Genomic DNA, 25,517 nt, shown 5'->3' with positions numbered 1-25,517 from the left:
GGCTCTCACCCCGCCTGAAGCATCTCCAGTTCCAGCCAGCGGTCCTCCGCCTGCGACAGCTCGGTCTCGGCCTGGGCCAGCATGGTCGAGGCCTTGTCGAACCGCGCCGGGTCGCGGGCGTAGAGCTCGGGGTCGGCGAGGATCGTCCGGAGCTGGGCGATCGCCGCCTCCAGCTTCTCGATGCGGGCCGGCAGGGTCTTCAACTCGTGCTGGTCCTTGAAGCCGAGCTTGGGCTTGCCCGAGGGCTGGGCCGCCGGAGCGGCGCGCTCGCGCGGCTCCTTGGTCTTCGGCGCGACGGTGCGCGCCTCGACGCCCTGCCCGCGCTGGACCAGCATGTCGCTGTAGCCGCCGGCATACTCGACCCACCGGCCGGCGCCCTCGGAGACCAGCACGCTGCCGACCACGCGGTCGAGGAAGTCGCGGTCGTGGCTGACCAGGATCAGCGTGCCCTGGTAGTCGCCCAGCATCTCCTGGAGCAGGTCGAGGGTCTCGAGGTCGAGGTCGTTGGTCGGCTCGTCGAGGACGAGGAGGTTGGCCGGCTGGGCCAGGGCCCGGGCGATCAGCAGCCGGTTGCGCTCGCCGCCGGACAGCACCGAGACCGGCGTGCGGGCCTGCTCGGGCGTGAACAGGAAGTCCTTGAGGTAGCCGACCACGTGGCGGCTCTGTCCGTTCACCGTGACACTGTCGCCGCGACCGCCGGTCAGCACGTCGGTGACGGTCATCCCGGGCTCCAGCACGGCGCGGGCCTGATCGAGCACCACCGGCAGCAGGTTCGTACCGAGCACGACCTGCCCGGCATCCGGCGCGAGCCGGCCCATGAGCAGGTTGATCAGGGTGCTCTTGCCCGCGCCGTTCGCCCCGACGATGCCGAGCCGGTCGCCCCGCATCACCCGCAGGGACAGGCCGTCGACGATCTTGCGCTCGCCGTAGCTCTTCGCGATGTCGCGGGCCTCGACGACGAGGCTTCCCGAGGATTCCGCGTCGGAGGCCTGCATGCTGACGCTGCCCACCGGGCGACGCACCTCGCGGCGGTTCTTGCGCAGCTCGTGCAGGTTGCCGAGCCGGCGGACATTGCGCTTGCGCCGCGCGGTGACCCCGTAGCGCAGCCAGTGCTCCTCGGCGGCGATCTTGCGGTCGAGCTTGTGCTGGTCCCGCTCCTCCTCCTCGAAGAAGGCGTCGCGCCACGCCTCGAAGCTGGAGAAGCCCTGGTCGATCCGGCGCGTCTCGCCGCGGTCGAGCCAGATCGTGGCCCGGGACAGCGCCGAGAGGAAGCGCCGGTCGTGGCTGATGAGTACGAGGGCCGCGCGGGTACCCTTCAGCTCCGTCTCGAGCCACTCGATCGCCGGCAGGTCGAGGTGGTTGGTGGGCTCGTCGAGGAGCAGCACGTCGGGCTCCGGAGCGAGCGCCTGCGCCAGCGCGGTGCGGCGTCCCTCGCCGCCGGAGAGCTTGCTCGGATCCTCCTCGCCGGTCAGGCCGAGGCTCTCCAGCAGGTAGCGGGCGCGGTGGGTCGATTCGCCCGGCGGCAGGCCGGCCTCGACGAAGTCCAGGGTCGTGGAGAAGCCCGTGAAGTCGGGTTCCTGCGCGAGGTAGCGGATCGTCGTGCCGGGCTGGACGAATCGCCGGCCCCGGTCGGGCTCCGCGAGGCCCGCGGCGATCTTCATGAGCGTCGACTTCCCGGACCCGTTCCGGCCGACGAGGCAGGTGCGCTCGCCCGGCGCGATGGCGAGGCTCGCGCTCGTGATCAGCGGCGTGCCGCCGAAGGTGAGCGCGACGTCCTGGAGGGTGAGGAGCGGGGGAGCGGCCATGGGCCGGCTTATGGCAGCGTGGGGCGGCCTGTTCAAACGGCGCCGCCCCCGTCGATCGACTCCCGGTCAGGCGATCCGGTTGGCCGGTCCCGTCGGCGGGCTGATCTCCGGCGCGCCCGGATCGTTGACCGGGACCTCGGGCGGATGGACGCCCGGCGCCTCGGCCGGGGTGTTCCCGGGGATTTCCGGTCCGGGCGGCTGCGTCGGGGCCTGCGGCGGATCGTAGGGCCGGTCCGGCACGGGCGCCGGCTGCGGCGGAACCTCGGGGACCTGCCCCGGGTCGGCGAGCGTGAAATCGGGCACCGTTATCCTCCGCGAGACCGACGGTGCAGATCCGCACCGTTTCCGCGGAAACAAGGTCCGGCCGATCCGGTTCCGAGCCCTACTTCTTCGTCAGCAGGAGATTGCCCTCCTTGCTCGCCACCTTCTGGATCTTCTCGGCGAACAGGGCGAGCAGGAAAGGCAGCTTCACTTCGAGACGGACGCTCTCCGCGCCCACGTCGATCGTGCCGGCAATCTTCTGCGCCACCGCGGACACACCGAAATCGAGGCGGTCTCCCGTCCAGGCGAGCTGGTCCACCGTGATACCGCTCTTGGCCAGGAAGGCCCGCGCCTGATCCGTGCCGTGCTCGAGGCGCCGCTTGGCCTCGTCGCGGCCGAGGTCGTGCGGGATGTCGACGATGAGGGGCTTGGGCATGGGCGGGTGATCCGAGCTGAACCCGGCAGCAGATGGTGCGTCCGGGTCCGGCAGACAACGCCCCGGAGGCCGCCCCGCCCGCGCGGAGCGGGAGCGGGCCGGGGCGTGGAATACCCCTGAGGGCTCAGTGCACGACCTGCAGCGACACGTAGGTCGTGCCGCCCATGCCGAGGGCGCGGGCGGAGCCGCGCGACAGATCGATGATGCGGCCGCGCACGAAGGGGCCGCGGTCGTTGATGCGGACGACGACCGAGCGGCCGGTCCGCTTGTTCTCGACGCGGACCCGGGTTCCGAACGGCAGGCTGCGATGGGCGGCGGTCAGTCCGTTGGGGTTGAAACGCTCGCCGTTGGCGGTGCGATGGCCGCTCCCGTACCAGGAGGCCGCTCCGCTCTGCGCGGCGGCCGGGAGGCTTGTTCCGACGACGGTGGACAGCATTCCAAGTGAGACAACGAGCTTACCGAAACCAAACGACATTCTCGACGCATTCCCTTTGTTTTTGTCGGGGCGGCGCCAGTCGTGTCCGAAATCGGCCGGAATATGGCAGGCGTTTTCCGGTCGCTGGGGTCATATTTTGGCCGATTTCGTGCTGGTCATGCTGATTACATGAGGGCTTATTTCAGCTTATTTGCGCTCTTGTTGCGGGTGATGCATTGGCGCGTCGTTCCGTGTATTCACCAAGAACTGCCCATGTCGGCCCGCGAAGCCGCAGAATAGGATATCATTCTTAAGCCCTGCGCCGGGTGTGACCCTGCGTCCCGCTGAGGTGGAAGCGGCGGGTGCCGGGCTGCCCGCTGACGACGATGATTGTCGTGCGCGGCTGTTGCCGAAGGATAGGCCGCCGCGGCGGCGCGCGGCCCGCAACGATAGAGTGTTGTCGCCTGGTCGCGGAGGCGCGGTGCGGCGCAGTAACGGTTGCTTAACCTGTCGGATCCTTGTCCGAGCGCCCGGTCGGCAAAATCTGCAGCCCCAGAACGGGACGCGCCGGACGCGAATTCGACAACGTGACCTTTACCGTACCCGGCGCATGGTCTGCAGGTCAGTCGCGTAACCGGTGTTTGCCATGGCTTCCCCGCGTACCGTGGCTGCCGACGCCGTCGCCCGGAAACAGGTCTCGCGTGCCGGGCGGCCCGCGTCGGCGCCACGGATGGGTCTCGTACCCGCCCAGCGTTCCCTGCCCCTCGACCAGGTTCTCGTCGGGGACTGCATCGCGGCCATGAACGCCCTGCCGGCGTCGAGCGTCGACTGCGTGTTCGCCGATCCGCCCTACAATCTCCAGCTCGGCGACGCCGGCCTCCTGCGCCCGGACCAGAGTCGCGTCGACGCGGTCGACGACGACTGGGACAAGTTCGCGACCTTCGAGGCCTACGACACCTTCACCCGGGACTGGCTCTCCGCCTGCCGCCGCGTGATGAAGCCGAACGCGACCCTCTGGGTGATCGGGTCGTACCACAACATCTTCCGGGTCGGGAGCGCGTTGCAGGATCTCGGTTACTGGATCCTCAACGACATCGTCTGGCGCAAGGCCAACCCGATGCCGAACTTCCGCGGCAAGCGCTTCACCAACGCCCACGAGACCCTGATCTGGGCCTCGCGCTCGGCCGACTCGAAGGGCTACACCTTCCATTACGAGGCGCTGAAAGGGGGCAACGAGGACCTCCAGATGCGCTCGGACTGGTTCATCCCCCTCTGCACCGGCGAGGAGCGGCTGAAGGATGCGGAGGGCCGCAAGGTCCACCCGACCCAGAAGCCCGAGGCCCTGCTCGCCCGGACGCTGCTCGCGGCGACCAATCCCGGCGACGTGGTGCTCGACCCGTTCTTCGGCACCGGCACCACCGGCGCCGTCGCCAAGCGCCTCGGCCGCCGCTTCATCGGCATCGAGCGCGAGGCGACCTACGCCGAGGCCGCCCGGGAGCGGATCGCCGCCGTCGAGACCCTGTCGAGGGCCGCCCTCATGGTGGCGCCGACCAAGCGCGCCGAACCGCGGGTGCCGTTCCTGTCGGTGATCGAGGCGGGCCACATCCGCCCCGGCGAGACCGTGACCGACGAGCGCCGCCGGTTCCGCGCCACGGTGCGCCCGGACGGCCAGCTCGACAACGGCCTCGTCATCGGCTCGATCCACAAGATCGGCGCGCTGGTGCAGGGCCTTCCGGCCTGCAACGGCTGGACCTTCTGGCACGTGGAGCGCGGCGGCAAGCCAGTGGTGATCGACACCTTCCGGGCCGGTCTCCGCCAGGCGATGGCGAACGGCTGACGCGCCGCCGTCTCTGCGAGCGCGGCGAAGCGAGCCGGTCGCGCGACGTCTCGAGGCCTCGCGCTGCCCTGGGTCGCTTCGCTGCGCCCGCGATGACGGTTGTCCTACCGCTTCCGGACCGGCCCCGGCCGCCGCGGCGATGACCGGGCCCGCGCCGGTGCGGGTGATGGCTCGACCTCCCCGTCGAACAACTCGTTCGCCTCGGGCGGCGGCGCCGGCGGCGCCTTCGGCTGAGGCTTGGGGACGGCGCGCACGCGCGGACGCGGCTCGGGATCCGGCATCAAGACCGGCGCCTCCATCGCCGCCAGCAGCGGCATCGGCGGCGGTTCCTTCCTGGGCCGCCCGCGCGGCTTCTTCTCGGGCTCCGGCTTCGGGTCGAAGGCGTGCGCCAGGACCTTGCGCATGAGGCCGGGCAGCGGCTCGTCGTCGAGGGCGCTGCGCGGCGTGAAGCGGGTGCCGGCCGGAGCCGGTGTCGCCAGCGCGACGCGGGCCACGAAGACCGTCAGCTCCAGGGGGAAGTGCGTGAAGCCGTGGCGGACCAGCCCCGGGAGCCGCTTCCACCGCGCGTCGAGCGGCGCGTCCAGCAGGGCGGCGGCGACGTCGTAATCCGGCTCCCAGGCGCTCCCCGGCGGCTCGGCCATGTTGCCGAGCAGACCCTCGGGCGGGCGTGTCCGCAGCAGCACCGCCTCGTCGCCGCTGCGGATCGCCACGAAGGCGGCGCCGCGGCGGAGCGCCCCCTTGGCGACCTTGATCTTGCGCGGGAAGCTCTCCTGCGTGCCGAGCGACCGGGCGCGGCAGGGCCGCATCCACGGGCAGAGCGCGCAGGCGGGGCGCTTGGGCGTGCAGATCGTCGCGCCGAGATCCATCAGCGCCTGGGCGAAGTCGCCCGGCCTGTCCGTCGGCACGAGCGCCTGCGTCAGGCGGCGGATCTCCGGCCGGCTCCCCGGGAGCGGGGCCTCCACCGCGTAGGCGCGGCTCAGGACCCGCTCGACATTGCCGTCGACGGCCGCCTCTTGCCGGTCGAAGGCGATCGCGGCGATCGCGCCGGCCGTGTAGGCGCCGATTCCCGGGAGCTTGCGCAGGCCCTCGGCGGTGTCGGGGAAGCGCCCGCCGGCCGCCGCGACCGTTCTGGCGCAGGCGTGGAGGTTGCGGGCCCGGGAGTAGTAGCCGAGGCCGGCCCAGGCGGACATCACCGCCTCCTCGGGGGCCTCGGCGAGGGCGAAGATGTCGGGAAAGCGCGTCAGGAAGCGCTCGAAGTACGGCCGCACCGCCGCGATGGTGGTCTGCTGCAGCATCACCTCGGACAGCCAGACCCGGTAGGGATCCGGCGCCGCGCCGGCGAGCGCCCGCCAGGGCAGCACCCGCCGATGCCGGTCGTACCAGGCGAGCAGGTCGTCGGCGCGCGGTCCGGGACCGGCTTCAGGATCCGTGGCTGTGCGAGGCGGCATGGGCAGGTCGACAGGGGTCGCGCTGAATAGCCGGAGCGCCGCGGCGATCATAGGGCGTCGAAAGCGCCGGCGCGTGCTCCCTTCGTCAACCATCCTGCGCTAACCTTCGCGGATCCACAGGGCCGGAACCACCATGGCGCGCGTCAAACCGCTAGCCGAGCTGATCGAGAGTTGCATCGGGCCGGCCTTCGCGGCGCAGGGATTCGCCTCGACCGACATCCTGGCCGCCTGGCCGGAGATCGTCGGCGAGCGGCTGGCCCGCTACTGCCGGCCGTCCAAGCTGGAATGGCCGAAGCGCCGCCGGAGCGAGTCCGCCACGCCCGAATCCGGCACGCTGGTCGTGCGCGTCGAGGGCGTCTTCGCGCTCGAGTTGCAGCATCTCGCGCCGGTGGTGATCCAGCGGATCAACGCCCATTACGGCTGGGCCTGCGTCTCCCGGATCGTGCTGCAGCAGGACCGGGTCGGGCGCGCCGGCCGGGCGCCCGCGCGCGCGCGCGTCGATCCGGCCGCCGCCGTCGAGGTCCAGCGCGCCGTGGCGGGGATCGTCGATGACGGCCTGCGCGCCGCCCTCGACCGCCTCGGCACCGCCGCCGTGGCGACGCGTCCGGAGCGGTGAACGGTCGATTCGGTCACCTTGCCAGGACGGTCGCGCCCGAGTACCGGCATCCGGACGCCACGACTGATCAATCCGGCGGAGCCTGCCCGATGACGACGCGACGCGACGCTCTCAAGTTCTCCGGCCTCGCCCTCGGCGCCGGCCTCGCCCTGCCCTATCTCGGGCGGCCTGCCCAGGCGCAGAATTCCGAGATGGCGGCCCTGCTGCAGCCGGGCCCGCTCGGCGACGTCTGGCTGGGCCCGGCGGACGCGAAGTGCACGATCATCGAGTACGCCTCGATGACCTGCTCGCACTGCGCCGCCTTCCACCGGAACACGTGGCCGACCCTCAAGGAACGCTACATCGACACCGGCAAGGTGCGGTTCACCCTGCGCGAATTTCCCCTCGACCCGCTGGCCACCGCGGCCTTCATGCTCGCGCGCTGCCAGGGCGATTCCAAGTACTACCCGATCACCGACCTGCTGTTCGACCAGCAGGCGGCCTGGGCCTTCACGCCGAAGCCCGTGGACGCGCTGGAGCAGATGCTCCGGCAGGCGGGCTACAACAAGCAGACCTTCGAGGCCTGCCTGAAGGACCAGAAGATCTACAGCGCGGTCAACGCCGTGAAGCAGCGCGGCCTCGACGTCTTCAAGGTGGATTCGACCCCGACCTTCTTCATCAACGGCGAGCGCTACACCGGCGAGATGACCGTGGAGGGCATGGAGAAGGTGATCAAGCCGATCATCGGCGCCTGATCGACCGGTCGGAGCCTCGTGCGCGGCGCGGCTCCGGCGCATCGCCCGAAGTTGGAATACCAAACTGAAATCAATTACTTACGGTGTATGGGGTTCGCCTTGACACTCAAGATAGGCGAAACTATGGTGCGCCCCGCTTGCTGGGGGTGTCCAGCCGGTTCCACAGCCTCCCGCCCGATGAGTTTTGAGCCGTGAACGGCGACGATCCGAGGGACGGGAAAGGGACCGAGCAGACGCCGACGGACAGCGAACTCTCCGCGAGGCTCAGACGTCTCGAGACGCAGATCGAACGGAAGCGGCCGCAGGCCGCTCCCGATCCTTCTACGCGCCCTCGGAACGGCGGGCCATCCTCGCTGGGCCAGGCCATGACGCTCTCCACGGAGTTCGTCGCGGGCGTGATCGCGGGGGGCATACTCGGCTGGATCGTCGATCATGTCTTCGGGACGAAGCCCTGGGGCCTGATCGTCCTCCTGATGCTGGGGTTCGTCGCGGGGGTCTACAACGTGATGCGGGTGTCGGGTTTCGCCGGCGCGCGTCCGGGACGGCGCGATCGGCAGGAGCCATAAGGCGCGCCGGTCAGTGGGGAATGTGGGGCGGCCGACACCCGTCGGCGCGCCGGACAAGAAGGGCGGAAGCGGGAATGGCGGTCACGATCGACCCGATCCATCAGTTCGAGCTGAAGCCGCTCGTTTCGCTGGGCCATATCGGCCACCAGCAGCTCGCGTTCACGCAGTCGGCCCTCTACATGTTCGCCGCCGTCGGTGTGATCGCGCTCATCACCATCGTGGCGACCGCGTCCCGCTCGATCGTTCCGGGCCGCATGCAGTCGCTGGCCGAGATCTTCTACGAGTTCATCGCCGACACCGTGCACCAGGCGACGGGCGACGGCGGCAAGCGGTTCATGCCGCTCGTGTTCTCGCTGTTCATGTTCGTGCTCGTCCTGAACCTGTTCGGGATGATCCCCTACGCCTTCGCGGTGACCAGCCACCTGATCATCACCTTCGGCCTCGCGGCGCTGGTGATCTCCACCGTGGTGATCTTCGGCGTGATGAAGCACGGCACCCACTTCTTCGGCCTGTTCGTGCCGTCGGGCGTGCCGAAGCCGCTCCTCGCGATCCTGGTGCCGATCGAGGTGATCTCGTTCATCTCGCGCCCGATCAGCCTGTCGGTCCGTCTGTTCGCCAACATGCTGGCCGGCCACATCGCGATGAAGATCTTCGCCTTCTTCGTGGTTCAGCTCCTTCTCGCGGGCGCCTGGAGCGTGCTATCGCCGCTCCCGCTGTTCCTGACGATCGCGCTGACCGCTCTCGAGTTCCTCGTTGCGGCGCTTCAGGCCTACGTCTTCGCGACGCTGACGGCGATCTACCTCAACGACGCCCTTCACCCCGGCCACTGATCGGCCGGCTCCACCCGCCGCAAACGTCATCGCACGTTTCGATCTGAAGAGACCTCAGGAGTTACCATGGATCCCGTCGCTGCGAAGTACATCGGCGCCGGCCTCGCCTGCCTCGGCATGGCGGGTGCGGGCATCGGCCTCGGCAACCTGTTCGGTCAGTTCCTCGCCGGCGCCCTTCGCAACCCGTCCGCGGCCGACGGCCAGCGCGCCACCCTGCTCCTGGGCTTCGCCCTCACCGAGGCGCTCGGCATCTTCTCGCTGCTGATCGCGCTGCTGCTGCTCTTCGCCGTCTGATCGGCGCCGGAGCCCGCGGTCCCCGCGGTCTCCTCCCGGGCTCCGGCCCGATGAACGGGTGGACGCTCCCGCGACGGGGCGTCCGCCTTCGTCCGTCACCGCGCCGGCGGTGGCCTCAGCGAACGGTGTCAGTGTAGCGGTCTCATGGCGCAGCCCAATCCCCTCACCACGCCGCCCCCGGGCGCCGACACGCAGGTCGTGCCGGGCCATGTCGAGCATACGGAAGCGCATTCGGGCGCTTTCCCGCCCTTCGAGACCTCGGGCTTCCTGGCGCAGCTGATCTGGCTCGCCCTGGCCTTCGGGCTCCTCTACTACCTGATGGACAAGATCGCGCTGCCGCGGATCCAGTCGATCCTGCACGCCCGCGCCGAGCGCCTGCGTGCCGATCTGGACCAGGCGCAGGCGATGAAGGCCGAGGCGGACGCCGCCGGCGTGGCCTTCGAGACCGCCCTCCGGGATGCCCAGGGCAAGGCGCGCGACATCGCGCAGACCACCCGGAACGAGCTGGCCGCCGAGGCCGAGACCAAGCGCAAGGCGCTGGAGGACGAGCTGAACGCCAAGCTCTCCGCCTCCGAGGCGACGATCCGCACGCGGACCGAGGCCGCCATGGGCAACGTCCGCACCATCGCGGGCGAAGCCGCGTCGGCGATCGTCGAGCGTCTGACCGGGCAGGCCCCGGACCGGACGAGCCTCGACCGCGCCCTCGACGCCACCGCACACTGACGGGATCCCACGATGCTGCTCGAAGCCGAATTCTGGGTCGCCGTCGCGTTCTTCATCTTCATGGGCATCGCCTGGAAGGTCGGCGCCTTCTCGGCGATGACCAAGGGCCTGGACGGCCGCGCCAACCGCGTCCGCCACGAGCTCGACGAGGCCAAGCGCCTGCGCGAGGAGGCCGCCGCCGTGCTGGCCGACTACAAGCGCCGCCGCGCCGAGGCCGAGAAGGAGGCCGAGGCGATCGTCGCCGGTGCCCGGGAGGAGGCCGAGCGCGCCGCCGAGGAGGGTCACCGCAAGCTGGACGATTTCCTCGCCCGCCGCACCAAGGCCGCCGAGACCAAGATCGCTCAGGCCGAGGCCCAGGCCGAGGCTCAGGTCCGCGCCGCCGCCGCGGAGGCTGCCGTGAAGGTCTCCGAGACGATCCTGCGCGAGCGGATGCAGGGCGACGCCGCCCAGAACCTGATCCGCGCGAGCCTCGGCGAGGTGCGGACCCGCATGCGCTCCTGAACCGGACGCAGCGCCGCGACGTTCGAGAAAGCCGCCTCCGGGCGGCTTTTTTCATGGGCGACGGCCCTCCCGGCGCGCGCCGATGCGGTCTCCGCCGGCGCCGGGTCGGGGGACGCGCCGCGCAAGAGGTGCTGCCGACGACGGGCGGGATCGGCGCGGCCCGCGGCGAACACCGAGGCCGTGACCGGCGTTCCCGATCGGTGAGGATGCGGAGACGTCATGGCGGAGAGACCACGGATCGTGATCGTCGGCGGCGGCGTCGCCGGTATCGAGGTGGCCACGAGCCTCGGACGCGGCGGGCGGGCCGACGTCACCCTCGCCGATCGCAGCCTCTCGCATGTCTGGAAGCCGATGCTGCACACCTTCGCGGCCGGCACCGCCCGGGCCGACCGGCAGAAGGTGGACTTCTTCGCCCAGGCGCGCCGCAACGGCTTCCGTTTCCAGCCCGGCGCCCTCGTCGGCATCGACCGGCAAGCCAGGCGCGTCCGGCTCGCGGTCGAGGCCGCGGAGGGGCTCCCGGAGGTGGAGCGCGCCTACGACCTGCTGGTGCTCGCCATCGGCAGCCGCGCCAACGATTTCGGCACGCCGGGCGTGTCCGAGCATTGCCTGACGATCGACGACCTGACCGAGGCCGAGCACTTCCACCAACAGCTGCGGTGCCATCTCCTGGCCCGGCTCGACGGCGGCGGTCTGCTGCAGATCGCCATCGTCGGCGGCGGTGCGACCGGTGTCGAGCTGGCCGCCGAGCTCAAGCACGCCATCAACCTCCTCGCCGACTACGGCTCGCCCGACCTGCCGGGGCGCCTGCGCCTGACGCTGATCGAGAGCGGGCCGCGCCTGCTGCCGGCCTTCCCCGACAAGGTCTCCCGCGCCGCCGCCCGCACGCTGTCGGATCTCGACGTGGAGGTCCGGACCAACGCGACGGTGACGGCGGCGGACGCGCAGGGATTCGTCCTGAAGGACGGCAGCCGCATCCCGGCCGGGCTGAAGGTCTGGGCCGCCGGCGTGAAGGCGCCGGACGTGCTCGCCGGCCTCGACGGCCTGGAGCGCTCCCGGACCGGGCAGCTCGTCGTCCGCCCGGACCTGCGCACGACCCGGGATCCGGCCATCGTCGCCCTCGGCGACTGTTCAAGCCTCACCGATCCCCGGACCGGCCGACCCGTACCGGCGACCGCGCAGGCCGCCCGCCAGGAGGCGCAGCACCTCGCGCGGCATCTCGGCCGCGCGCTGGCGCGCGGGGACGGGACGGCCTCGGACCTACCGCCGTTCCACTACGTCGAGAAGGGCGCGATCGTCTCGCTGGCCGACTTCAACGGCTGGGGAACCCTCGGCCGCTACACCTTCGGCGGCGGGCACCTCAACGGGCTCTCGGCGCGGCTGACGCACGACCTCCTGTACCGGCAGCACCAGATCGGGCTCTACGGGCCGCTGCGCGGGACGATGACGTGGGTCCTCGACGATCTTGACCACCTGATCAGCCCGCCGGTGCGGCTCGACTGAGGCGGCCGGCGCGGATCCGGAGTCCCGGGGGCCGCGCCGTGCCGGCAGCGGCTCGCGCCGGCGATCCGCGTCCCGCGGCCTCAATCCGGCCGTTCGCCCTCCACCGCCTTGGTCTCCTCGACCTCGGGGGCGACCTGCCCGTAGTTCAGCACCGCCACCAGCGTCACGCCGCCGAAGGTGTTGCCGAGGAGGGTCGGCAGGAAGAACTTCACCGCGTAGTCGTGCAGCGACGCGGCGTCCGTGACCACGAGGTAGAAGGCCTCGACGGAGCCGGCCACGATGTGGGCGAGGCTGCAGAGCGCGACCAGCCACGTCATCAGGAGGATCACGAACGGCGCCGCGCTGGCGGTGGCCGGCAGGAACCAGACCATCAGGGCGATCATCCACCCGGCGAAGACGGCCTTGATGAAGGTCACCCAGAAGCCGTGCGCGATGGCGTCGTGGCTGATCTCCGCGAAGGCCCTGAGGACCGGCGGCTCGAAGGCGCCCGAATAGGCCAGCAGCGCCGCGATCGCGAGCGTTCCCAGGATGTTGCCCGACAGCACGATCATCCAGAGCCGGATGACACGGACAGCCGTCTTCACGGAGCGGTCGTGCAGCAGCGGCAGGATCGGCGTGATGGTGTTCTCGGTGAAGAGCTGCTGGCGCCCGAGAACGACGACCAGGAAGCCGACCGCGTAGCCCATCGAGCTGACGATCTTGGCCCAGTCGGTTTCCGGCAGGTGGCTGCGCAGGACGCCGGGTACGATCAGCGACAGGGCGATGCTGAGGCCGGCGGAGAACGCCGAGAGGAACAGCGCGAGGCCGTGGCGCCGCAACTCCTCGTCGCCCTCGAGACGTATGACCTCGTGCAGCACGTAGGCGTCGGGCCTGCCGATCTCGGAGACTTCCTTCAGCAGTTCGTCCCGCCGCGCCTCGGGATTGGCCCGCTTGTCCTTGTCCCGCACCATCCGACAGCTCCGCTACGCAACCCGATCGATCGGATGGGACAAGTCAGGCCGAGAGCCGCGCCAGCAGCGCCTCGACGGCGCTCCGCGCCTCGGCCAGGGCTTCGCGATCCCGGCTGCGCACGACGATCCGGTTGCGGAAGCCCTCCGGCGTGATCGCCGGATACGAGCCGATCGAGACGGCGGGCCGCGCTCTCGCGATCTCCCCGAGCCCGCCCGCGTAGGTGCCCTCCGGGAGACCGGCCGCCTCGATCGTCTCGGAGATGATCGCGGCGCCGCCCGTCAGCGTGGGGGCGATCGAGTCCAGCATGGCCTGCATGATGCTGGGCACGCCGGCCATCACGTGGACGTTCCCGATGCGGAAGCCCGGCGCCTTCGAGACGGGATTGGCGATGAGGTCGGCCCCGAACGGGATCCGCGCCATGCGCAGGCGCGCCTCGTTGAGATCCTCGGGCCTGTGCCGCTCCAGCAGCATCGCCCGGGCGCGCTCGTCGACGTCGATGCCGACCCCGAAGGCCTCGGCCACGCAATCGGCGGTGATGTCGTCGTGGGTCGGGCCGATCCCGCCGGTGGTGAACAGGTAGGTGTAGCGGCTGCGCAGGGCATTGACCGCCTCGACGATCATGGCGGCCTCGTCGGGCACGATCCGCACCTCGCGCAGGTCGATCCCGGCGGCGGTGAGGAAGTCGGCGATCGTGCCGATGTTCTTGTCCTTGGTTCGACCCGAGAGGATCTCATCGCCGATGACGAGGATAGCGGCGGTGACGGATTCGGAAGGCTGGCTCATGGGTCTCTGGTGTCGGGCGGATCCGGCAGGCACATAGCGCAACCGCCGCCCCCGACTACGTGAACCCCGAGGACCCCATGCAGTTCGCCGCGCCGCTCGTGCCGGGACGGCTCGTGCAGCGCTACAAGCGCTTCCTGGCCGACATCGACACCGACGACGGCCGCGTCACCGTCCACTGCCCCAATCCCGGAGCCATGCTCGGGCTGAACGCGCCGGGTGCCCGCGTGCTGCTGTCGCGCTCGTCCAACCCGGCGCGCAAGCTCCCGCTCACGTGGGAACTGGTCGAGGCCGAGCTCCCCGGCGGGGCGCAGTGGGTCGGCATCAACACGCAGCGGCCGAACGCGCTCGTCGCCGAGGCCTTCCGGGCCGGCGCGATCGCGGCGCTCGCCGGCCACGACGCGCTGAGGCCCGAGGTGCGCTACGCCGAGGCCAGCCGGGTCGATTTCCTCGCGAGCGGCGCGGAGGCCGGGCCCTGCCACGTCGAGGTCAAGAACTGCCACCTGATGCGGCGGGCGGGTCTGGCCGAGTTCCCGGACTGCAAGGCCGCCCGCAGCGCCCGGCACATGCGCGACCTGGCCCAGGTCGTGGCCGACGGCGGCCGGGCGCTCGTGGTCATCGTCGTGCAGATGCGGGCCGAGGCCTTCGACGTCGCCCGGGACATCGATCCGGCCTTCGACCGGGCGTTCCGGGAGGCGCGCGCGGCGGGCGTCGCGGTCAGGGCCTACCGCTGCGCCGTCGGGCCGGAGGGCGTCGCCATCGCCGAGGAGATCCCGGTGATCACGCCGCCCTGACGGCGCCGCGCTCGAACATCAGGTTGAGCCGCGAGCGCGCGATCTCGTGGTAGCCGTAGCTCGCCAAGTGCTGCAGCAGGTCGAGCTGCCACTGGCCGGTGCCGTTCTCGACCAGCAGGATCCGCGGCAGGAGCGCGTCCGGCGCCTCGCGGAGGAACGGCTCCAGGATCAGGTCCTCGGCGCCCTCGACGTCGAGCTTGATGGCGTCGACCCGGGTCAGGCCCTCGCTGTGCAGCAGGTCGAGCAGCGTCACCGCCGGCACGGTGATCCGCGCGCCCTCGTTGGTGCCGACGATGCGCAGGCTCGACTCGCCGCGGTTGCGCGGATCGATGAACAGGGTGAGCTCGCCGGCCTTGTCGGCCACCGCGCAGGCGACCGCCTTGACGGTGTGGAACGGGTTCTGGGCGATGTTGTAGGTCAGGCGATCGAACACGTCGGGCTGCGGCTCGACCGCCACGATCCGCGCGCCCGGGCCCGAGAAGGCGGCGACGCAGAGGGCGTAGGCGCCGACATTGGCGCCGATGTCGAGGAACACGCAGTCCTGCGGCAGGCGCTCCCGGAGCAGCGCCCGCTCCTCCGGATCGAAGAACTGCGGGGTGAAGAGCACCTTCTTCTCGCAGTTGTTGTTGTAGGGGTGCAGCCGCATCCGCGCGCCGTAGCGGGTCACGTCGAGGGGCTTGCCGCCGAGCCGCGCGATGGCGATCCGGCGCAGGAACAGCGCGAGGCGCCGCCCGTACCAGGACTCGGCCGGGATCCGGTTCGTGCGGCGGGTGATCGCCGCTACGAGACCGGACGGTTCGTAGGTGCCGTAGGGCTGCGTGTCCGTCATGACCGGGGCGGTTTGCCAGCCGGCGCCGCGACCCGCAAGCGGATCGATCCGCGTTGCTCCCGCGCGCCCGGGTGGTCTAAGCCGTGGCCGAGCTTGATGAACACAGGTTGCGCGGCATGGAGTCCTTCAATTCCGACGGCGTGCGGATCGCCTATATCGACGTGCCGCCGGCGGACGGGGCCGGCAAGCCGATCCTGCTGATCCACGGCTTCGCGTCGAACCACGCGGTCAACTGGGTCAACACCCAGTGGGTGAAGGCCCTGACCCAGGCGGGCTACCGCGCGATCGCGCTGGACAACCGCGGCCACGGCGAGAGCGAGAAGCTCTACGACCCGGCCGCCTACAGCTCCGAGGCGATGGCCGGCGACGCGATCCGGCTCCTCGACCATCTCGGCATCGCGCGCGCCCACGTCATGGGCTACTCGATGGGCGGGCGGATCACCGCCCATATCGCGCTGGACCACGCGGACCGGGTGCGCTCGGCCCTGATCGGCGGCCTCGGGATGCACCTGATCGAGGGCAAGGGCCTGCCGTCCGGCATCGCCGAGGCGCTGGAGGCGCCGGCCGGCACGCCCGCGCCGAACCCGACGGCCGCGGCCTTCCGCATGTTCGCCGAGCAGACCCGGAGCGACCTGCGGGCGCTCGCCGCCTGCATGCGCGGCTCGCGCCAGACGCTCAGCCGGGGGGAGCTCGCGCAGATCGAGGTGCCGGTCCTGGTCTCGGTCGGGACCCTCGACACGGTCGCGGGCTCGGGCCCGGGGCTCGCCGCCCTGATCCCGGACGCCCGGGCCCTCGAGATCGAGGGCAAGGACCACTCCACGGCGGTCGGCGCCAAGCCGCACCGGGACGGGGTGCTGGCCTTCCTGGCCGCGCAGCCGTGAGGCCTCAGCTCTTCAGCCGGTAGCCCGTGCGGAAGATGTAGGTCACGAGGCCGAGGCAGATCACGAGGAACAGCGCGGTCATGCCGAGGCTGATCGCGATGTTCACGTCCGCCTTGCCGAAGAAGGCCCAGCGGAACCCGCTGATCAGGTACACGACCGGGTTCAGCAGGCTCACCGCGTGCCAGAACGGCGGCAGCATGCCGATCGCGTAGAAGCTGCCGCCCAGGAAGGTGAGCGGGGTCACGACGAGGAGCGGCACCAGCTGCAGCTTCTCGAACCCGTCCGCCCACAGGCCGATGACGAAGCCGAACAGGCTGAACGTCACCGCGGTGAGCAGCAGGAAGCCGATCATCCAGAGCGGATGGTCGATCCGCAGCGGCACGAACAGGGCCGAGGTCGCCAGGATGATCAGCCCGATCAGGATCGACTTCGAGGCCGCTGCGCCGACGAAGCCCAGCACCACCTCCAGCGGCGAGATCGGCGCCGACAGGATCTCGTAGATCGTGCCGGCGAAGCGCGGGAAATAGATGCCGAACGAGGCGTTCGAGATGCTCTGCGTCAGCAGCGAGAGCATGATCAGGCCGGGCACGATGAACAGCCCGTAGGGCACATCGTCGACCGCCGAGACCCGGGAGCCGATCGCTGCGCCGAAGACCACGAAGTACAGGGTTGTCGAGATGACGGGGGCCAGGATGCTCTGCCCGGCGGTGCGCCAGAAGCGCCCCATCTCGAACAGGTAGATGGCCCGGACCGCCGGCCAGTTCATGCTGAACGCCGCGCTCATGCCTGTGCCCTCTCGTCGCGCACGAGGCCCACGAAGATGTCCTCCAGCGAACTCTGTTCGGTGTGGAGGTCCTTGAAGCGGATGCCCGCGGCCGCCAGGCCGGTCAGGAGCCCGGTGATGCCGGTGCGCTCGGCGCGGGTGTCGTAGGTGTAGACCAGCTCGGTCCCCTCACCGCCGAGCGCCAGGCCGTAATCGGCCAGCTCCGGCGGCACCGCGGCGATCGGCTGCTGGAGATGCAGGGTGAGCTGCTTGCGCCCGAGCTTGCGCATCAGCGCGGCCTTCTCCTCCACCAGGATGATCGCGCCCCGGCGGATCACGCCGATGCGGTCGGCCATCTCCTCGGCCTCCTCGATGTAGTGCGTGGTGAGGATGACGGTGACGCCCTGCTGGCGCAGGTCGCGCACGAGGCGCCACATGTCCTGACGCAGCTCGACGTCGACGCCCGCCGTGGGCTCGTCGAGGAACAGCACGCGGGGCTCGTGCGACAGCGCCTTGGCGATGAGCACCCGCCGCTTCATGCCGCCCGACAGGGTCATCAGCCGGCTGTCGCGCTTGTCCCAGAGGGAGAGCGCCCGCAGGATCCGCTCGATGTGACCGGGATCCGGCCGCAGCCCGAACAGGCCGCGGGAGAAGCTCACGGTGTTCAGCACCGTCTCGAAGGCGTCGGTGGTGAGTTCCTGCGGGACGAGCCCGATGGCCCGGCGCGCGGCGCGGTAATCGGCCACGATATCGTGGCCGTCGACCAGAACGGTCCCCGAACTCGCGGTGACGATGCCGCAGACAATGTTGATGAGCGTCGACTTGCCCGCCCCGTTCGGACCGAGCAGCGCGAAGATCTCCCCGCGCTCGATGGCGAGGTCGATGTCGCGCAGGGCGGTGAAGCCGGACGTGTAGGTCTTCGACAGCTTCGAGATGGAGATGATCGGCATCAGGGCCTGGCGCGAGGGGGGGCATGCACGCGACCGGCGACCAGGATTCCGGCACCGGACACGCGGTTGGCCGACCGAGCGGGACGCCACCGGCGGCGGGCGCCCCTATAGCACGCGGACTTTCCGGCGCTGACCGAGCCCGTGTGTGCCACCGCACCGCGAGGACGCCCGCCGCTCACGTGCGGCTGAAGCGCTCCGCCAGCGCGAGGCATTCCTTTCGGAGCTCCGGGTCCTCGATGCGCGAGAAGGCGTTCAGCAGGGCGGTGCATTCCGCGGCGCTCGGGCCGCGGGGCGCGGAAGCGCCCGGCGGTCTCCGGAAGATCGAGACCGGGATGTTCAGCGCGTCGGCGATCTGGCGAAGCAGCACGTCCCGCTCGTGAGCAGATTTCGCCGCGCCGTCGAGATCGAATCCGCCCGCGTCCGTCATGATCTCTTCGAGGCCAATCCTTCAGTCGAGCTCGGATGCACGGTATGCCCGGCAGACGCCGATCACCCGGCGCGCGGCACGACCATTCACACTTTCTCGGTGGGTGCAACCTACCGTTATAGTTTCGCCTCGGCAGGGCCGTTCGGCGCGGCACACGCGGCCGGCGATTTCGATGCGAGATGTCGTGCCGATCTCCCGCAATCGGCGAAGGCGGAGCAGATTCCGTGCTGAATTGCCTCGAAGAAATACAATTGCCGGTCGCAGAGTTCCGGCACTAGGCCGCGCGCCGGAAGGTGATCAGCGCGGCCAGACCGAGAAGGGTCGCGGCACCGAGGATCCGGCGCCAGGGGTTCACGCCGCGCACGAGCTCGTCGATCGCCCACCATGTCAGTGCGATGTCGGCCCCGAAGGACAGCGAGGAGGTCGGCAGCCACGAGGCCAGCTGTCCCCTGTCCTGGGCCAGCCAGACCGCGAGGCTGAGGCCCGCGAACAGCCAGAGCGGCAGGTTCGGCCACTGCGCGACGGTGATCGCGCCGGTGGTCCGGTCGCGAAACATCCAGTCGACGGCCCGCCCGATGGTTGTGCGCGGACGTGGAGACATGGCTCGAACCTTCGTGCGCTCCGGCCGGCCCGTCCCGGGCCGCGTCGCCGGACCAGACTGGGCCGACGGCTCCTGACCGCGCCTTAACACATCGGTAACGTTAGCAAAGGGAAACCGTCGGTAAATCCCTAACGGATCCTGAAAGGACTCGCGAAAGATTCGTTAATCTGGTGATCATCGATCATCGGAACGGCGGCCAGTCGGCCGAACATCGAGGATCGATCATGAGCGCCCGTCTCGAAGACCTGAAATTCATGCTGACGCTCAGCGCCGTGGTCCTGTTCGGCAGCGGTCTCGACATCATCCTGCGCTGATCGCGCCGGTCATCCCGGCCCGCGGCGCCGGGCCGCCGGACGTGAAGGCGCGCCCGAGCGCCGCGCGGGCGGCCGACGGACGGGCGGTCGCACCGTCGCCCCGGCCGGACGTGTACGGGACGGCGGTCGCGCGCGAGGCGGAGCCCGCGAGACGGCGCATCCCGGCGGTGTCGACGGTCGGGATTTGTCCGGAGCGGAGAAAGCTCCGCAGTTCCGCGGCCCGCGCCTGCCGCTCCGTCCGCATCTTGAGCACGGCGATCACGAGGCCGACCAGCCCGGCCGCCTCCAAGAACGCCGCGACCACGTAGCCCGCAGCCATCCGCTTCCACCAACCGTATCGAGGGAGTGGCCGCTCTCGCGGCGGCCGGCCCCCGATCTGCGGGGTCATGGTTAGCGGGACCTTAACGGCTACGTAGATGGCCCGGATCGCGCCGCGATCGAAGCGCCACGCCCACGTCGAGCACGCGGCGCAAGCGCTTCCGGTATAACGGAGATCGGGCGCCGCGCCGCGCCCGGGACGCGTCTTCAGGAAGCCGTGAGGTGCCGTGACGGCCTACCACATGTCGAGGGCGACGCGGGCCTCGTCCGACATGCGGCTCTGGTCCCACGGCGGATCGAACACCATGGTCACCGCGCAGGACTGGACGCCCGGCACGGCGGACACCGCGTTCTCGACCCAGCCGGGCATCTCGCCCGCCACCGGGCAGCCGGGCGCGGTGAGGGTCATGTCGATCGCGACGTTCCGATCGTCGCCGATATCGACCTTGTAGATCAGGCCGAGCTCGTAGATGTCGGCCGGGATCTCGGGATCGTAGACCGTCTTCAGCGCCGCGACGATGTCGTCGGTCAGGCGGTCCAGCTCCGCCTGCGGGATCGTCGAGTCGCCGGCGACGGCGGGGGCGTTCATGCCGCCCGTGATGGTGGCGTCGGTGCTCATCGCTTCACTCTCCCCGGGCCCGCGGGCGGGACCAGCCTCATCCCAGTATCAGGTGAACAGCATTTCTGCCCTGCCGAGCGCCTCGGCAAGGGCATCGATCTCGGCGGTGGTGTTGTAAAGCCCGAACGAGGCGCGGCAGGTCGAGGTGACGCCGAACCGCTTGAGCAGCGGCATCGCGCAGTGGGTCCCGGCGCGCACGGCGACGCCCTGCCGGTCGATCACCGTGGCGATGTCGTGGGCGTGCGCACCCTTCATCTCGAAGGCGATCACGCCGCCCTTGCCCGGTGCGGTCCCGATCAGGCGCAGGGAATTCATCGCGCCGAGCCGCTCCTGCGCGTAGGCGGTGAGCTTCGCCTCGTGGGCGGCGATCGCGTCGCGCCCGAGCGTCATCATGTACTCGAGCGCGGCGCCGAGACCGACCGCCTCGATGATGGCCGGGGTGCCGGCCTCGAACCGGTGAGGCGGATCGTTGTAGGTGATCGCGTCCTCGCTCACCGTCCGGATCATCTCGCCCCCGCCCTGATAGGGCGGCAGGCGCTCCAGCCACGCCTTCTTGCCGTAGAGCACGCCGATCCCGGTCGGTCCGTAGACCTTGTGGCCGGTGAAGACGAAGAAGTCGCAATCGAGCGCCTGCACGTCGACGGGCTGATGCACCGCGCTCTGCGCACCGTCGAGCAGGACCGGGACGCCGTGGGCGTGGGCGATGCGGACGATCTCGGCGGCCGGCGTCACGGTGCCGAGCACGTTCGACATGTGGGTAATCGCCACCATCTTGGTCCGGGGCGAGAACAGCTTCTCGTACTCCTCGACCAGGAAGTTGCCCTGGTCGTCCACCGGCGCCCACTTGATCACGGCGCCCCGGCGCTCGCGCAGGAAGTGCCAGGGCACGATGTTGGAGTGGTGCTCCATGATCGAGAGGATGATCTCGTCGCCCTCCCCGATCAGGCCGGCCCAGCCCATCGACGAGGCCACGAGGTTGTAGGCCTCGGTGGCGTTGCGGGTGAAGATGATCTCGTCCGTGGAGGCGGCGTTGAGGAACTGGCGCGTGGTCTCGCGCGCGCCCTCGAAGCCCTCCGTGGCGGCGTTCGCCATGTAGTGGAGGCCGCGGTGGACGTTGGCGTAGCCGGTCTCCATGCAGGAGACCATCGCGTCGATCACCTGCCGGGGCTTCTGCGCCGAGGCGGCGTTGTCGAGGTAGACGAGCGGCTTGCCGTAGACCTGCTGCGCCAGGATCGGGAAATCCTTCCGGATCGCCTCGACGTCGTAGGCGGGGGTGAGGACGGGTGCGTTCATGGTCGCGACCTTCCGAAGACTTCGCCGATCCCGGGAACAGCCCTCATCCTGAGGTGCCGGAGCGAAGCGGAGGCCTCGGCGGAGGCCTCCGGCTGGCATTGCGAGCCCTGGATCCCTCGCTCGGGGCCCGCCGACGCGGACATCTCGGGCAGAGATCCAGGTTCGGAGAAGCGGCCGGTCCCGTGAGGGGGCCGGCCGGGATGGTCAGCCCCGCGCCTCGAGCCAAGCCTCGATCGCGCCGATCAGAGCCGCGCGCGCGCCCTCGTGCGTCACCGCTTCCACGGCCTCGCCCACGAAGGCCTGCACGAGCAGGCTCTCGGCAGTCGCGCGCGGAAGGCCGCGGGCCATCAGGTAGAACAGCAGATCCTCGTCCGGCGCGCCGCAGGTGGCCCCGTGGCCGCAGGCCACGTCGTCGGCGAAGATCTCCAGCTCCGGCTTGTTCATCATCTGCCCCTCGTCGGTGAGGAGGAGACAGTCGGACTTCATCTTGCCGTCGGTCTGCTGCGCGGCCTGACGGACGATGATCTTGCCCTGGAACACGCCGGTGGCGTCGCCGTCGATGATCCACTTGAACTGCTCGCGGCCGACGCCGCCGACCGCGGCATGGTCCGCGAGCAGGGTCGAGTCGGCGAGCTGGCCCTTGCGCAGCATGGCGGCGCCGTTGACGACCAGGTTCGTGTCCTCGCCCGCGACGTGGACGAAGATCTGGTGACGCGACAGCACCGCCCCGGTCACGAGGTTGACGGTCTCGACCTGACCCTCGGCCTCGACCTTCAGCGACAGGGTCGAGAGCGCGATGGTGGCATCACCTTCCGTGTTCAGGCGCGTGTGACGGAAGGCGGCCCTGGGGCCGACCACCACGTCGAGGGCGTCGTTCGGCTGGCAGGTGAGGCCGTCCGGTCCCTCGTGGCTCTCCAGGAGGCTGAACTCCGCGCCTTCGCCCAGCTGGACGAGCACGCGCGTCGCCGTCGAGAACGGGGCATCGCCGGCGCCGACGAAGCGCAGGTGCAGCGGCCGCGCCGGCTTCGCGCCGGGCGCCACCGTGATCAGGGCGCCGTCGGCCAGGAAGGCGGTGTTGAGCTGGTAGACCGGGTTCTCCCGGGCCTGCGGCACCGGGGCGAGCTGCTTCAGGTCGACATGCGCCCGCGTCAGCGCGTCCGACATCGGCACGACCGTGACGCCCTCGGGGATCCCGTCGAGGTCCGACAGCTCGCGGACGAGATGGCCGTTCACGAAGGTCAGGCGCGCGGCCTCGATCCCGGAGAACCCCTTCGCCCGGGCGACGGCCGCCTCGGCGACGTCGAGGCTCGGCGCCTCGGCCGGGGGCGCGGCCTCCGTGATGGCGGCGCGCAGGTCCGTGTACTTGAACGCCTCGACCCGCCGGCTCGGCAGGCCGGTCGCCTCGAAGAAGCGGAAGGCCTCCTCGCGGGCGATCGCCTTCTCGCTGGCGAAGCTCTGGCGGGCCGACTCGAACAGCTTCGACAGGCCGGCCTCGGCGGGGGAGCGGAGGTTGGTCACGTCGGCCATGGCTCAGGCGGCCTCGCTGGTGCGGTACTCGGCGTAGCCGGAGGCCTCGAGCTCGAGGGCGAGCTCCTTGCCGCCGGTCTTCACGATCTGACCCTTCGACATGACGTGCACGGTGTCGGGCACGATGTGGTTGAGCAGCCGCTGGTAGTGGGTGATCACCAGGAACGAGCGGCCCTGGTCGCGGAGCGCGTTCACGCCCTCGGAGACGATGCGCAGGGCGTCGATGTCGAGGCCGGAATCGGTCTCGTCGAGCACGCAGAACTTCGGCTGCAGCAGCGCCATCTGGAGGATCTCCATCCGCTTCTTCTCGCCGCCGGAGAAGCCGACGTTGAGGGCGCGCTTGAGCATCTCCTTGTTGATCTCGAGCTTGTCGGCCGCGCCGTTCACCGCGCGGATGAAGTCCGGGGTCGACAGCTCGGCCTCGCCGCGCGCCTTGCGCTGCGCGTTCAGGCAGGCCTTCAGGAAGGTCATGGTGCCGACGCCGGGGATCTCCAGCGGGTACTGGAAGGCCAGGAACACGCCGGCCGCGGCGCGCTCGTCGGCGGCCATCTCCAGCACGTTCTGCCCGTCGAGCAGGATCTCGCCGTCGAGGACCTCGTAATCCTCCTTGCCGGCGATGACGTAGGAGAGGGTCGACTTGCCCGAGCCGTTCGGGCCCATGATCGCCGCGACCTCGCCGTCGTTCACGGTCAGATTGAGGCCGTTCAGGATGCGGTTGTCCTCGATCTGCACGACGAGGTTCTTGATTTCCAGCATGTCAGTCCAAGTCCTTCAAAACCATTCGTCCCGCATCGCCCGCAGGAACGCGGCGTTCCCAGCCGGGTAGCCGGAGAGGTCGCCGATCACCGCGTCGATGCCGCACCGGGGACAGAGGGCGGTGCCGTCATCGGCGATCCAGCCCGCGATCTCGTCCGGCGCGAAAACTTCGAGGCAGAAGAAGCATCCGCACAGGACGCTGCTCCTCACCTCGTCGGCGTGCCGCGCGCTGTGCCGATGGGCCGCCCGCAGCACCTCGTCGTATCCGCCCAGGCGGTCAGCCCACCGAGCCTTCCAGGCTGATCGAGATCAGCTTTTGGGCCTCCACGGCGAACTCCATGGGCAGCTGCTGCAGCACGTCCCGGACGAAGCCGTTGACGATGAGCGCGGTCGCCTCCTCCTCGGAGAGGCCGCGCTGCTGGCAGTAGAACTTCTGCTCCTCGGAGATCTTCGAGGTAGTCGCCTCGTGCTCGAACACGGCCGAGGCGTTCTTCGACTCGATGTAGGGCACGGTGTGCGCGCCGCACTGGTCGCCGATCAGCAGGGAGTCGCAGTTCGTGAAGTTGCGCGCGCCCTTGGCCTTCCGGTGCGCCGAGACGAGGCCCCGGTAGGTGTTCTGCGACCGGCCGGCCGAGATGCCCTTCGAGATGATCCGGCTCGTCGTGTTCTTGCCGAGATGGATCATCTTGGTGCCGGAATCGACCTGCTGCATGCCGTTCGACACCGCGATCGAGTAGAACTCACCGCGGGAATCGTCGCCGCGCAGGATGCAGGACGGGTATTTCCAAGTGATCGCCGAGCCGGTCTCGACCTGCGTCCACGAGATCTTCGAGCGGGCGCCGCGGCAATCGCCGCGCTTCGTCACGAAGTTGTAGATGCCGCCCTTCCCGTCGTTGTCGCCCGGGTACCAGTTCTGGACCGTCGAGTACTTGATCTCAGCATCGTCCAGGGCGACGAGCTCGACCACGGCGGCGTGGAGCTGGTTGTCGTCGCGCTTCGGAGCGGTGCAGCCCTCCAGATACGAGACGTAAGAGCCCTTGTCGGCGATGATCAGCGTGCGCTCGAACTGGCCGGTGTCGCGCTCGTTGATGCGGAAATAGGTCGACAGCTCCATCGGGCAGCGCACGCCCGGCGGGATGTAGACGAAGGACCCGTCGGAGAAGACGGCCGAGTTCAGCGTCGCGAAGAAGTTGTCGGTCACCGGGACGACCGAGCCGAGGTACTTCTTCACCAGCTCGGGATGCTCGCGCACGGCCTCGGAGATCGGCATGAAGATCACGCCGGCCTTCTCGAGCTCCTTCTTGAAGGTGGTGGCCACCGAGACCGAGTCGAACACGGCGTCGACCGCGACGCGGCGCTCCGGCGCGATGCCCTCAAGCACCTCGACCTCGCGCAGCGGGATGCCGAGCTTCTCGTAGGTCTTCAGGATCTCGGGATCGATCTCGTCGAGCGATTCCGGCCCCTGCCGCTTGGGGGCGGCGTAATAGTAGATGTCGTTGTAGTCGACCTTGTCGTAGGAGACGCGGGCCCACTCCGGCTCCTTCATGGTCAGCCAGCGCCGGTAGGCGTCGAGGCGCCACTCCAGCAGCCACGCGGGCTCGTTCTTCTTGGCCGAGATGAAGCGGACGACGTCCTCGGAGATGCCCTTCTCGGACTTCTCCATCTCGATGGTGGTCTCGAACCCGTACTTGTACTGGTCGAGGTCGATCGAGCGGACCCGGTCAATGGTTTCCTGCACGGCAGGCATC

The 25,517-nt window shown here is 70.0% G+C and carries 30 protein-coding genes; 11 read left to right on the top strand and 19 right to left on the bottom strand.

The genetic code is table 11. The features are described from left to right. Window positions 1-5: 5 nt before the first annotated feature. The 4 genes from ME121_RS14660 to ME121_RS14645 all read right to left on the bottom strand — a co-directional run bounded on the left by ME121_RS14660 (window position 6) and on the right by ME121_RS14645 (window position 2,977). Window positions 6-1,805, bottom strand: a complete 1,800-nt coding sequence (locus tag ME121_RS14660; protein ID WP_012317727.1) for an ATP-binding cassette domain-containing protein — start codon at window positions 1,803-1,805, stop codon at window positions 6-8. Between the two features lie 66 nt (window positions 1,806-1,871). Beyond that, complete coding sequence (locus ME121_RS14655; protein ID WP_059409056.1) at window positions 1,872-2,108, bottom strand: hypothetical protein; 237 nt, start codon at window positions 2,106-2,108, stop codon at window positions 1,872-1,874. Window positions 2,109-2,187: 79 nt separating this feature from the next. After that, a complete protein-coding gene (locus tag ME121_RS14650; protein WP_012317725.1) occupies window positions 2,188-2,502 on the bottom strand; it encodes a polyhydroxyalkanoic acid system family protein in 315 nt (104 codons plus the stop codon). 124 nt (window positions 2,503-2,626) lie between these two features. Then, window positions 2,627-2,977, bottom strand: coding sequence for a septal ring lytic transglycosylase RlpA family protein (locus ME121_RS14645; RefSeq protein ID WP_012317724.1), 351 nt, complete (start codon window positions 2,975-2,977; stop codon window positions 2,627-2,629). A 586-nt stretch (window positions 2,978-3,563) separates the two neighbouring features. Here ME121_RS14645 and ME121_RS14640 point away from each other — a divergent pair. Further along, window positions 3,564-4,754: a site-specific DNA-methyltransferase gene (locus tag ME121_RS14640; protein WP_024830999.1), complete on the top strand. Its 1,191-nt coding sequence runs from the start codon at window positions 3,564-3,566 to the stop codon at window positions 4,752-4,754. Between the two features lie 104 nt (window positions 4,755-4,858). On the opposite strand, the gene mutY is transcribed toward ME121_RS14640, so the two are convergent. Then, window positions 4,859-6,202 (bottom strand): A/G-specific adenine glycosylase, encoded by a 1,344-nt coding sequence (gene mutY / locus ME121_RS14635; RefSeq protein ID WP_059409065.1) that lies wholly within the window; start codon window positions 6,200-6,202, stop codon window positions 4,859-4,861. Between the two features lie 133 nt (window positions 6,203-6,335). Between mutY and ME121_RS14630 the strand changes: the two genes are divergently transcribed. The 8 genes from ME121_RS14630 to ME121_RS14595 all read left to right on the top strand — a co-directional run bounded on the left by ME121_RS14630 (window position 6,336) and on the right by ME121_RS14595 (window position 11,966). Next, window positions 6,336-6,818, top strand: coding sequence for a DUF721 domain-containing protein (locus ME121_RS14630; RefSeq protein ID WP_012317721.1), 483 nt, complete (start codon window positions 6,336-6,338; stop codon window positions 6,816-6,818). 89 nt (window positions 6,819-6,907) lie between these two features. Beyond that, complete coding sequence (locus ME121_RS14625) at window positions 6,908-7,552, top strand: DsbA family protein (RefSeq protein WP_012317720.1); 645 nt, start codon at window positions 6,908-6,910, stop codon at window positions 7,550-7,552. Between the two features lie 191 nt (window positions 7,553-7,743). After that, entirely contained in the window at window positions 7,744-8,118 is a 375-nt protein-coding gene (locus ME121_RS14620) for an AtpZ/AtpI family protein (protein ID WP_012317719.1), read from the top strand. Window positions 8,119-8,192: 74 nt separating this feature from the next. Next, window positions 8,193-8,948 carry a F0F1 ATP synthase subunit A gene (locus ME121_RS14615; protein ID WP_012317718.1) on the top strand — a complete coding sequence of 252 codons (756 nt, stop codon included), beginning with the start codon at window positions 8,193-8,195 and terminating at the stop codon, window positions 8,946-8,948. Between the two features lie 66 nt (window positions 8,949-9,014). Next, entirely contained in the window at window positions 9,015-9,242 is a 228-nt protein-coding gene (locus ME121_RS14610) for a F0F1 ATP synthase subunit C (RefSeq protein WP_007566773.1), read from the top strand. A 144-nt stretch (window positions 9,243-9,386) separates the two neighbouring features. Further along, window positions 9,387-9,965, top strand: a complete 579-nt coding sequence (locus ME121_RS14605; protein ID WP_012317717.1) for a F0F1 ATP synthase subunit B family protein — start codon at window positions 9,387-9,389, stop codon at window positions 9,963-9,965. Window positions 9,966-9,980: 15 nt separating this feature from the next. Continuing rightward, the gene (locus tag ME121_RS14600; RefSeq protein WP_174805088.1) at window positions 9,981-10,466 is read left to right on the top strand and encodes a F0F1 ATP synthase subunit B family protein; all 486 of its coding nucleotides are present in this window, start codon (window positions 9,981-9,983) and stop codon (window positions 10,464-10,466) included. Between the two features lie 219 nt (window positions 10,467-10,685). Continuing rightward, window positions 10,686-11,966, top strand: a complete 1,281-nt coding sequence (locus tag ME121_RS14595; protein ID WP_012317715.1) for an NAD(P)/FAD-dependent oxidoreductase — start codon at window positions 10,686-10,688, stop codon at window positions 11,964-11,966. A gap of 80 nt (window positions 11,967-12,046) precedes the next feature. Here ME121_RS14595 and ME121_RS14590 read toward each other — a convergent pair whose 3' ends face one another. Both ME121_RS14590 and ME121_RS14585 read right to left on the bottom strand, forming a co-directional pair. Then, window positions 12,047-12,916 (bottom strand): formate/nitrite transporter family protein, encoded by an 870-nt coding sequence (locus tag ME121_RS14590; protein ID WP_012317714.1) that lies wholly within the window; start codon window positions 12,914-12,916, stop codon window positions 12,047-12,049. A 43-nt stretch (window positions 12,917-12,959) separates the two neighbouring features. Then, complete coding sequence (locus tag ME121_RS14585) at window positions 12,960-13,700, bottom strand: competence/damage-inducible protein A (RefSeq protein WP_012317713.1); 741 nt, start codon at window positions 13,698-13,700, stop codon at window positions 12,960-12,962. Between the two features lie 77 nt (window positions 13,701-13,777). Here ME121_RS14585 and sfsA point away from each other — a divergent pair, with 77 nt between their 5' ends. Beyond that, window positions 13,778-14,491, top strand: a complete 714-nt coding sequence (sfsA, locus tag ME121_RS14580; protein WP_012317712.1) for a DNA/RNA nuclease SfsA — start codon at window positions 13,778-13,780, stop codon at window positions 14,489-14,491. Here the strand turns inward: sfsA and ME121_RS14575 are convergent. Then, entirely contained in the window at window positions 14,478-15,320 is an 843-nt protein-coding gene (locus tag ME121_RS14575; RefSeq protein WP_012317711.1) for an FkbM family methyltransferase, read from the bottom strand. The two genes, sfsA and ME121_RS14575, sit on opposite strands and share 14 nt — an antisense overlap. Before the next feature lie 116 nt (window positions 15,321-15,436). On the opposite strand from ME121_RS14575, the gene ME121_RS14570 reads away from it, so the two are divergent. Next, the gene (locus ME121_RS14570; RefSeq protein WP_059409055.1) at window positions 15,437-16,201 is read left to right on the top strand and encodes an alpha/beta fold hydrolase; all 765 of its coding nucleotides are present in this window, start codon (window positions 15,437-15,439) and stop codon (window positions 16,199-16,201) included. A 4-nt stretch (window positions 16,202-16,205) separates the two neighbouring features. On the opposite strand, the gene ME121_RS14565 is transcribed toward ME121_RS14570, so the two are convergent. The 11 genes from ME121_RS14565 to sufB form a co-directional block, all read right to left on the bottom strand. Then, window positions 16,206-16,967: an ABC transporter permease gene (locus ME121_RS14565; protein WP_041372495.1), complete on the bottom strand. Its 762-nt coding sequence runs from the start codon at window positions 16,965-16,967 to the stop codon at window positions 16,206-16,208. A 14-nt stretch (window positions 16,968-16,981) separates the two neighbouring features. Beyond that, window positions 16,982-17,917 carry an ABC transporter ATP-binding protein gene (locus ME121_RS14560; RefSeq protein ID WP_059409064.1) on the bottom strand — a complete coding sequence of 312 codons (936 nt, stop codon included), beginning with the start codon at window positions 17,915-17,917 and terminating at the stop codon, window positions 16,982-16,984. A 172-nt stretch (window positions 17,918-18,089) separates the two neighbouring features. Beyond that, complete coding sequence (locus ME121_RS14555) at window positions 18,090-18,341, bottom strand: hypothetical protein (RefSeq protein ID WP_012317707.1); 252 nt, start codon at window positions 18,339-18,341, stop codon at window positions 18,090-18,092. A gap of 274 nt (window positions 18,342-18,615) precedes the next feature. Then, the gene (locus ME121_RS14550) at window positions 18,616-18,942 is read right to left on the bottom strand and encodes a hypothetical protein (protein WP_012317706.1); all 327 of its coding nucleotides are present in this window, start codon (window positions 18,940-18,942) and stop codon (window positions 18,616-18,618) included. Window positions 18,943-19,242: 300 nt separating this feature from the next. Next, a complete protein-coding gene (locus ME121_RS14545) occupies window positions 19,243-19,575 on the bottom strand; it encodes a hypothetical protein (RefSeq protein WP_058607343.1) in 333 nt (110 codons plus the stop codon). Between the two features lie 234 nt (window positions 19,576-19,809). Continuing rightward, a complete protein-coding gene (locus tag ME121_RS14540) occupies window positions 19,810-20,193 on the bottom strand; it encodes an SUF system Fe-S cluster assembly protein (protein ID WP_010685953.1) in 384 nt (127 codons plus the stop codon). Window positions 20,194-20,241: 48 nt separating this feature from the next. Further along, window positions 20,242-21,486, bottom strand: coding sequence for a cysteine desulfurase (locus tag ME121_RS14535; RefSeq protein ID WP_012317704.1), 1,245 nt, complete (start codon window positions 21,484-21,486; stop codon window positions 20,242-20,244). A gap of 204 nt (window positions 21,487-21,690) precedes the next feature. Then, on the bottom strand, window positions 21,691-23,013 hold the full coding sequence (locus tag ME121_RS14530; RefSeq protein WP_012317703.1) for a SufB/SufD family protein: 1,323 nt from the start codon (window positions 23,011-23,013) through the stop codon (window positions 21,691-21,693). A 3-nt stretch (window positions 23,014-23,016) separates the two neighbouring features. Then, entirely contained in the window at window positions 23,017-23,769 is a 753-nt protein-coding gene (gene sufC / locus ME121_RS14525) for a Fe-S cluster assembly ATPase SufC (RefSeq protein WP_012317702.1), read from the bottom strand. A gap of 15 nt (window positions 23,770-23,784) precedes the next feature. After that, window positions 23,785-24,024, bottom strand: coding sequence for a hypothetical protein (locus tag ME121_RS14520; RefSeq protein ID WP_043073162.1), 240 nt, complete (start codon window positions 24,022-24,024; stop codon window positions 23,785-23,787). A 22-nt stretch (window positions 24,025-24,046) separates the two neighbouring features. Further along, the gene (sufB, locus tag ME121_RS14515) at window positions 24,047-25,516 is read right to left on the bottom strand and encodes a Fe-S cluster assembly protein SufB (RefSeq protein ID WP_012317700.1); all 1,470 of its coding nucleotides are present in this window, start codon (window positions 25,514-25,516) and stop codon (window positions 24,047-24,049) included. Between the last annotated feature and the right edge of the window lies 1 nt (window position 25,517).

Origin of the sequence: Methylobacterium sp. ME121 (assembly GCF_000974725.1) — a bacterium.
In the GTDB taxonomy this organism is placed as follows: Bacteria; Pseudomonadota; Alphaproteobacteria; order Rhizobiales; family Beijerinckiaceae; genus Methylobacterium; species Methylobacterium radiotolerans.
The sequence above is the reverse complement of the archived record's forward strand: the minus strand, read 5'-3'. Positions and strand labels throughout refer to the sequence as shown.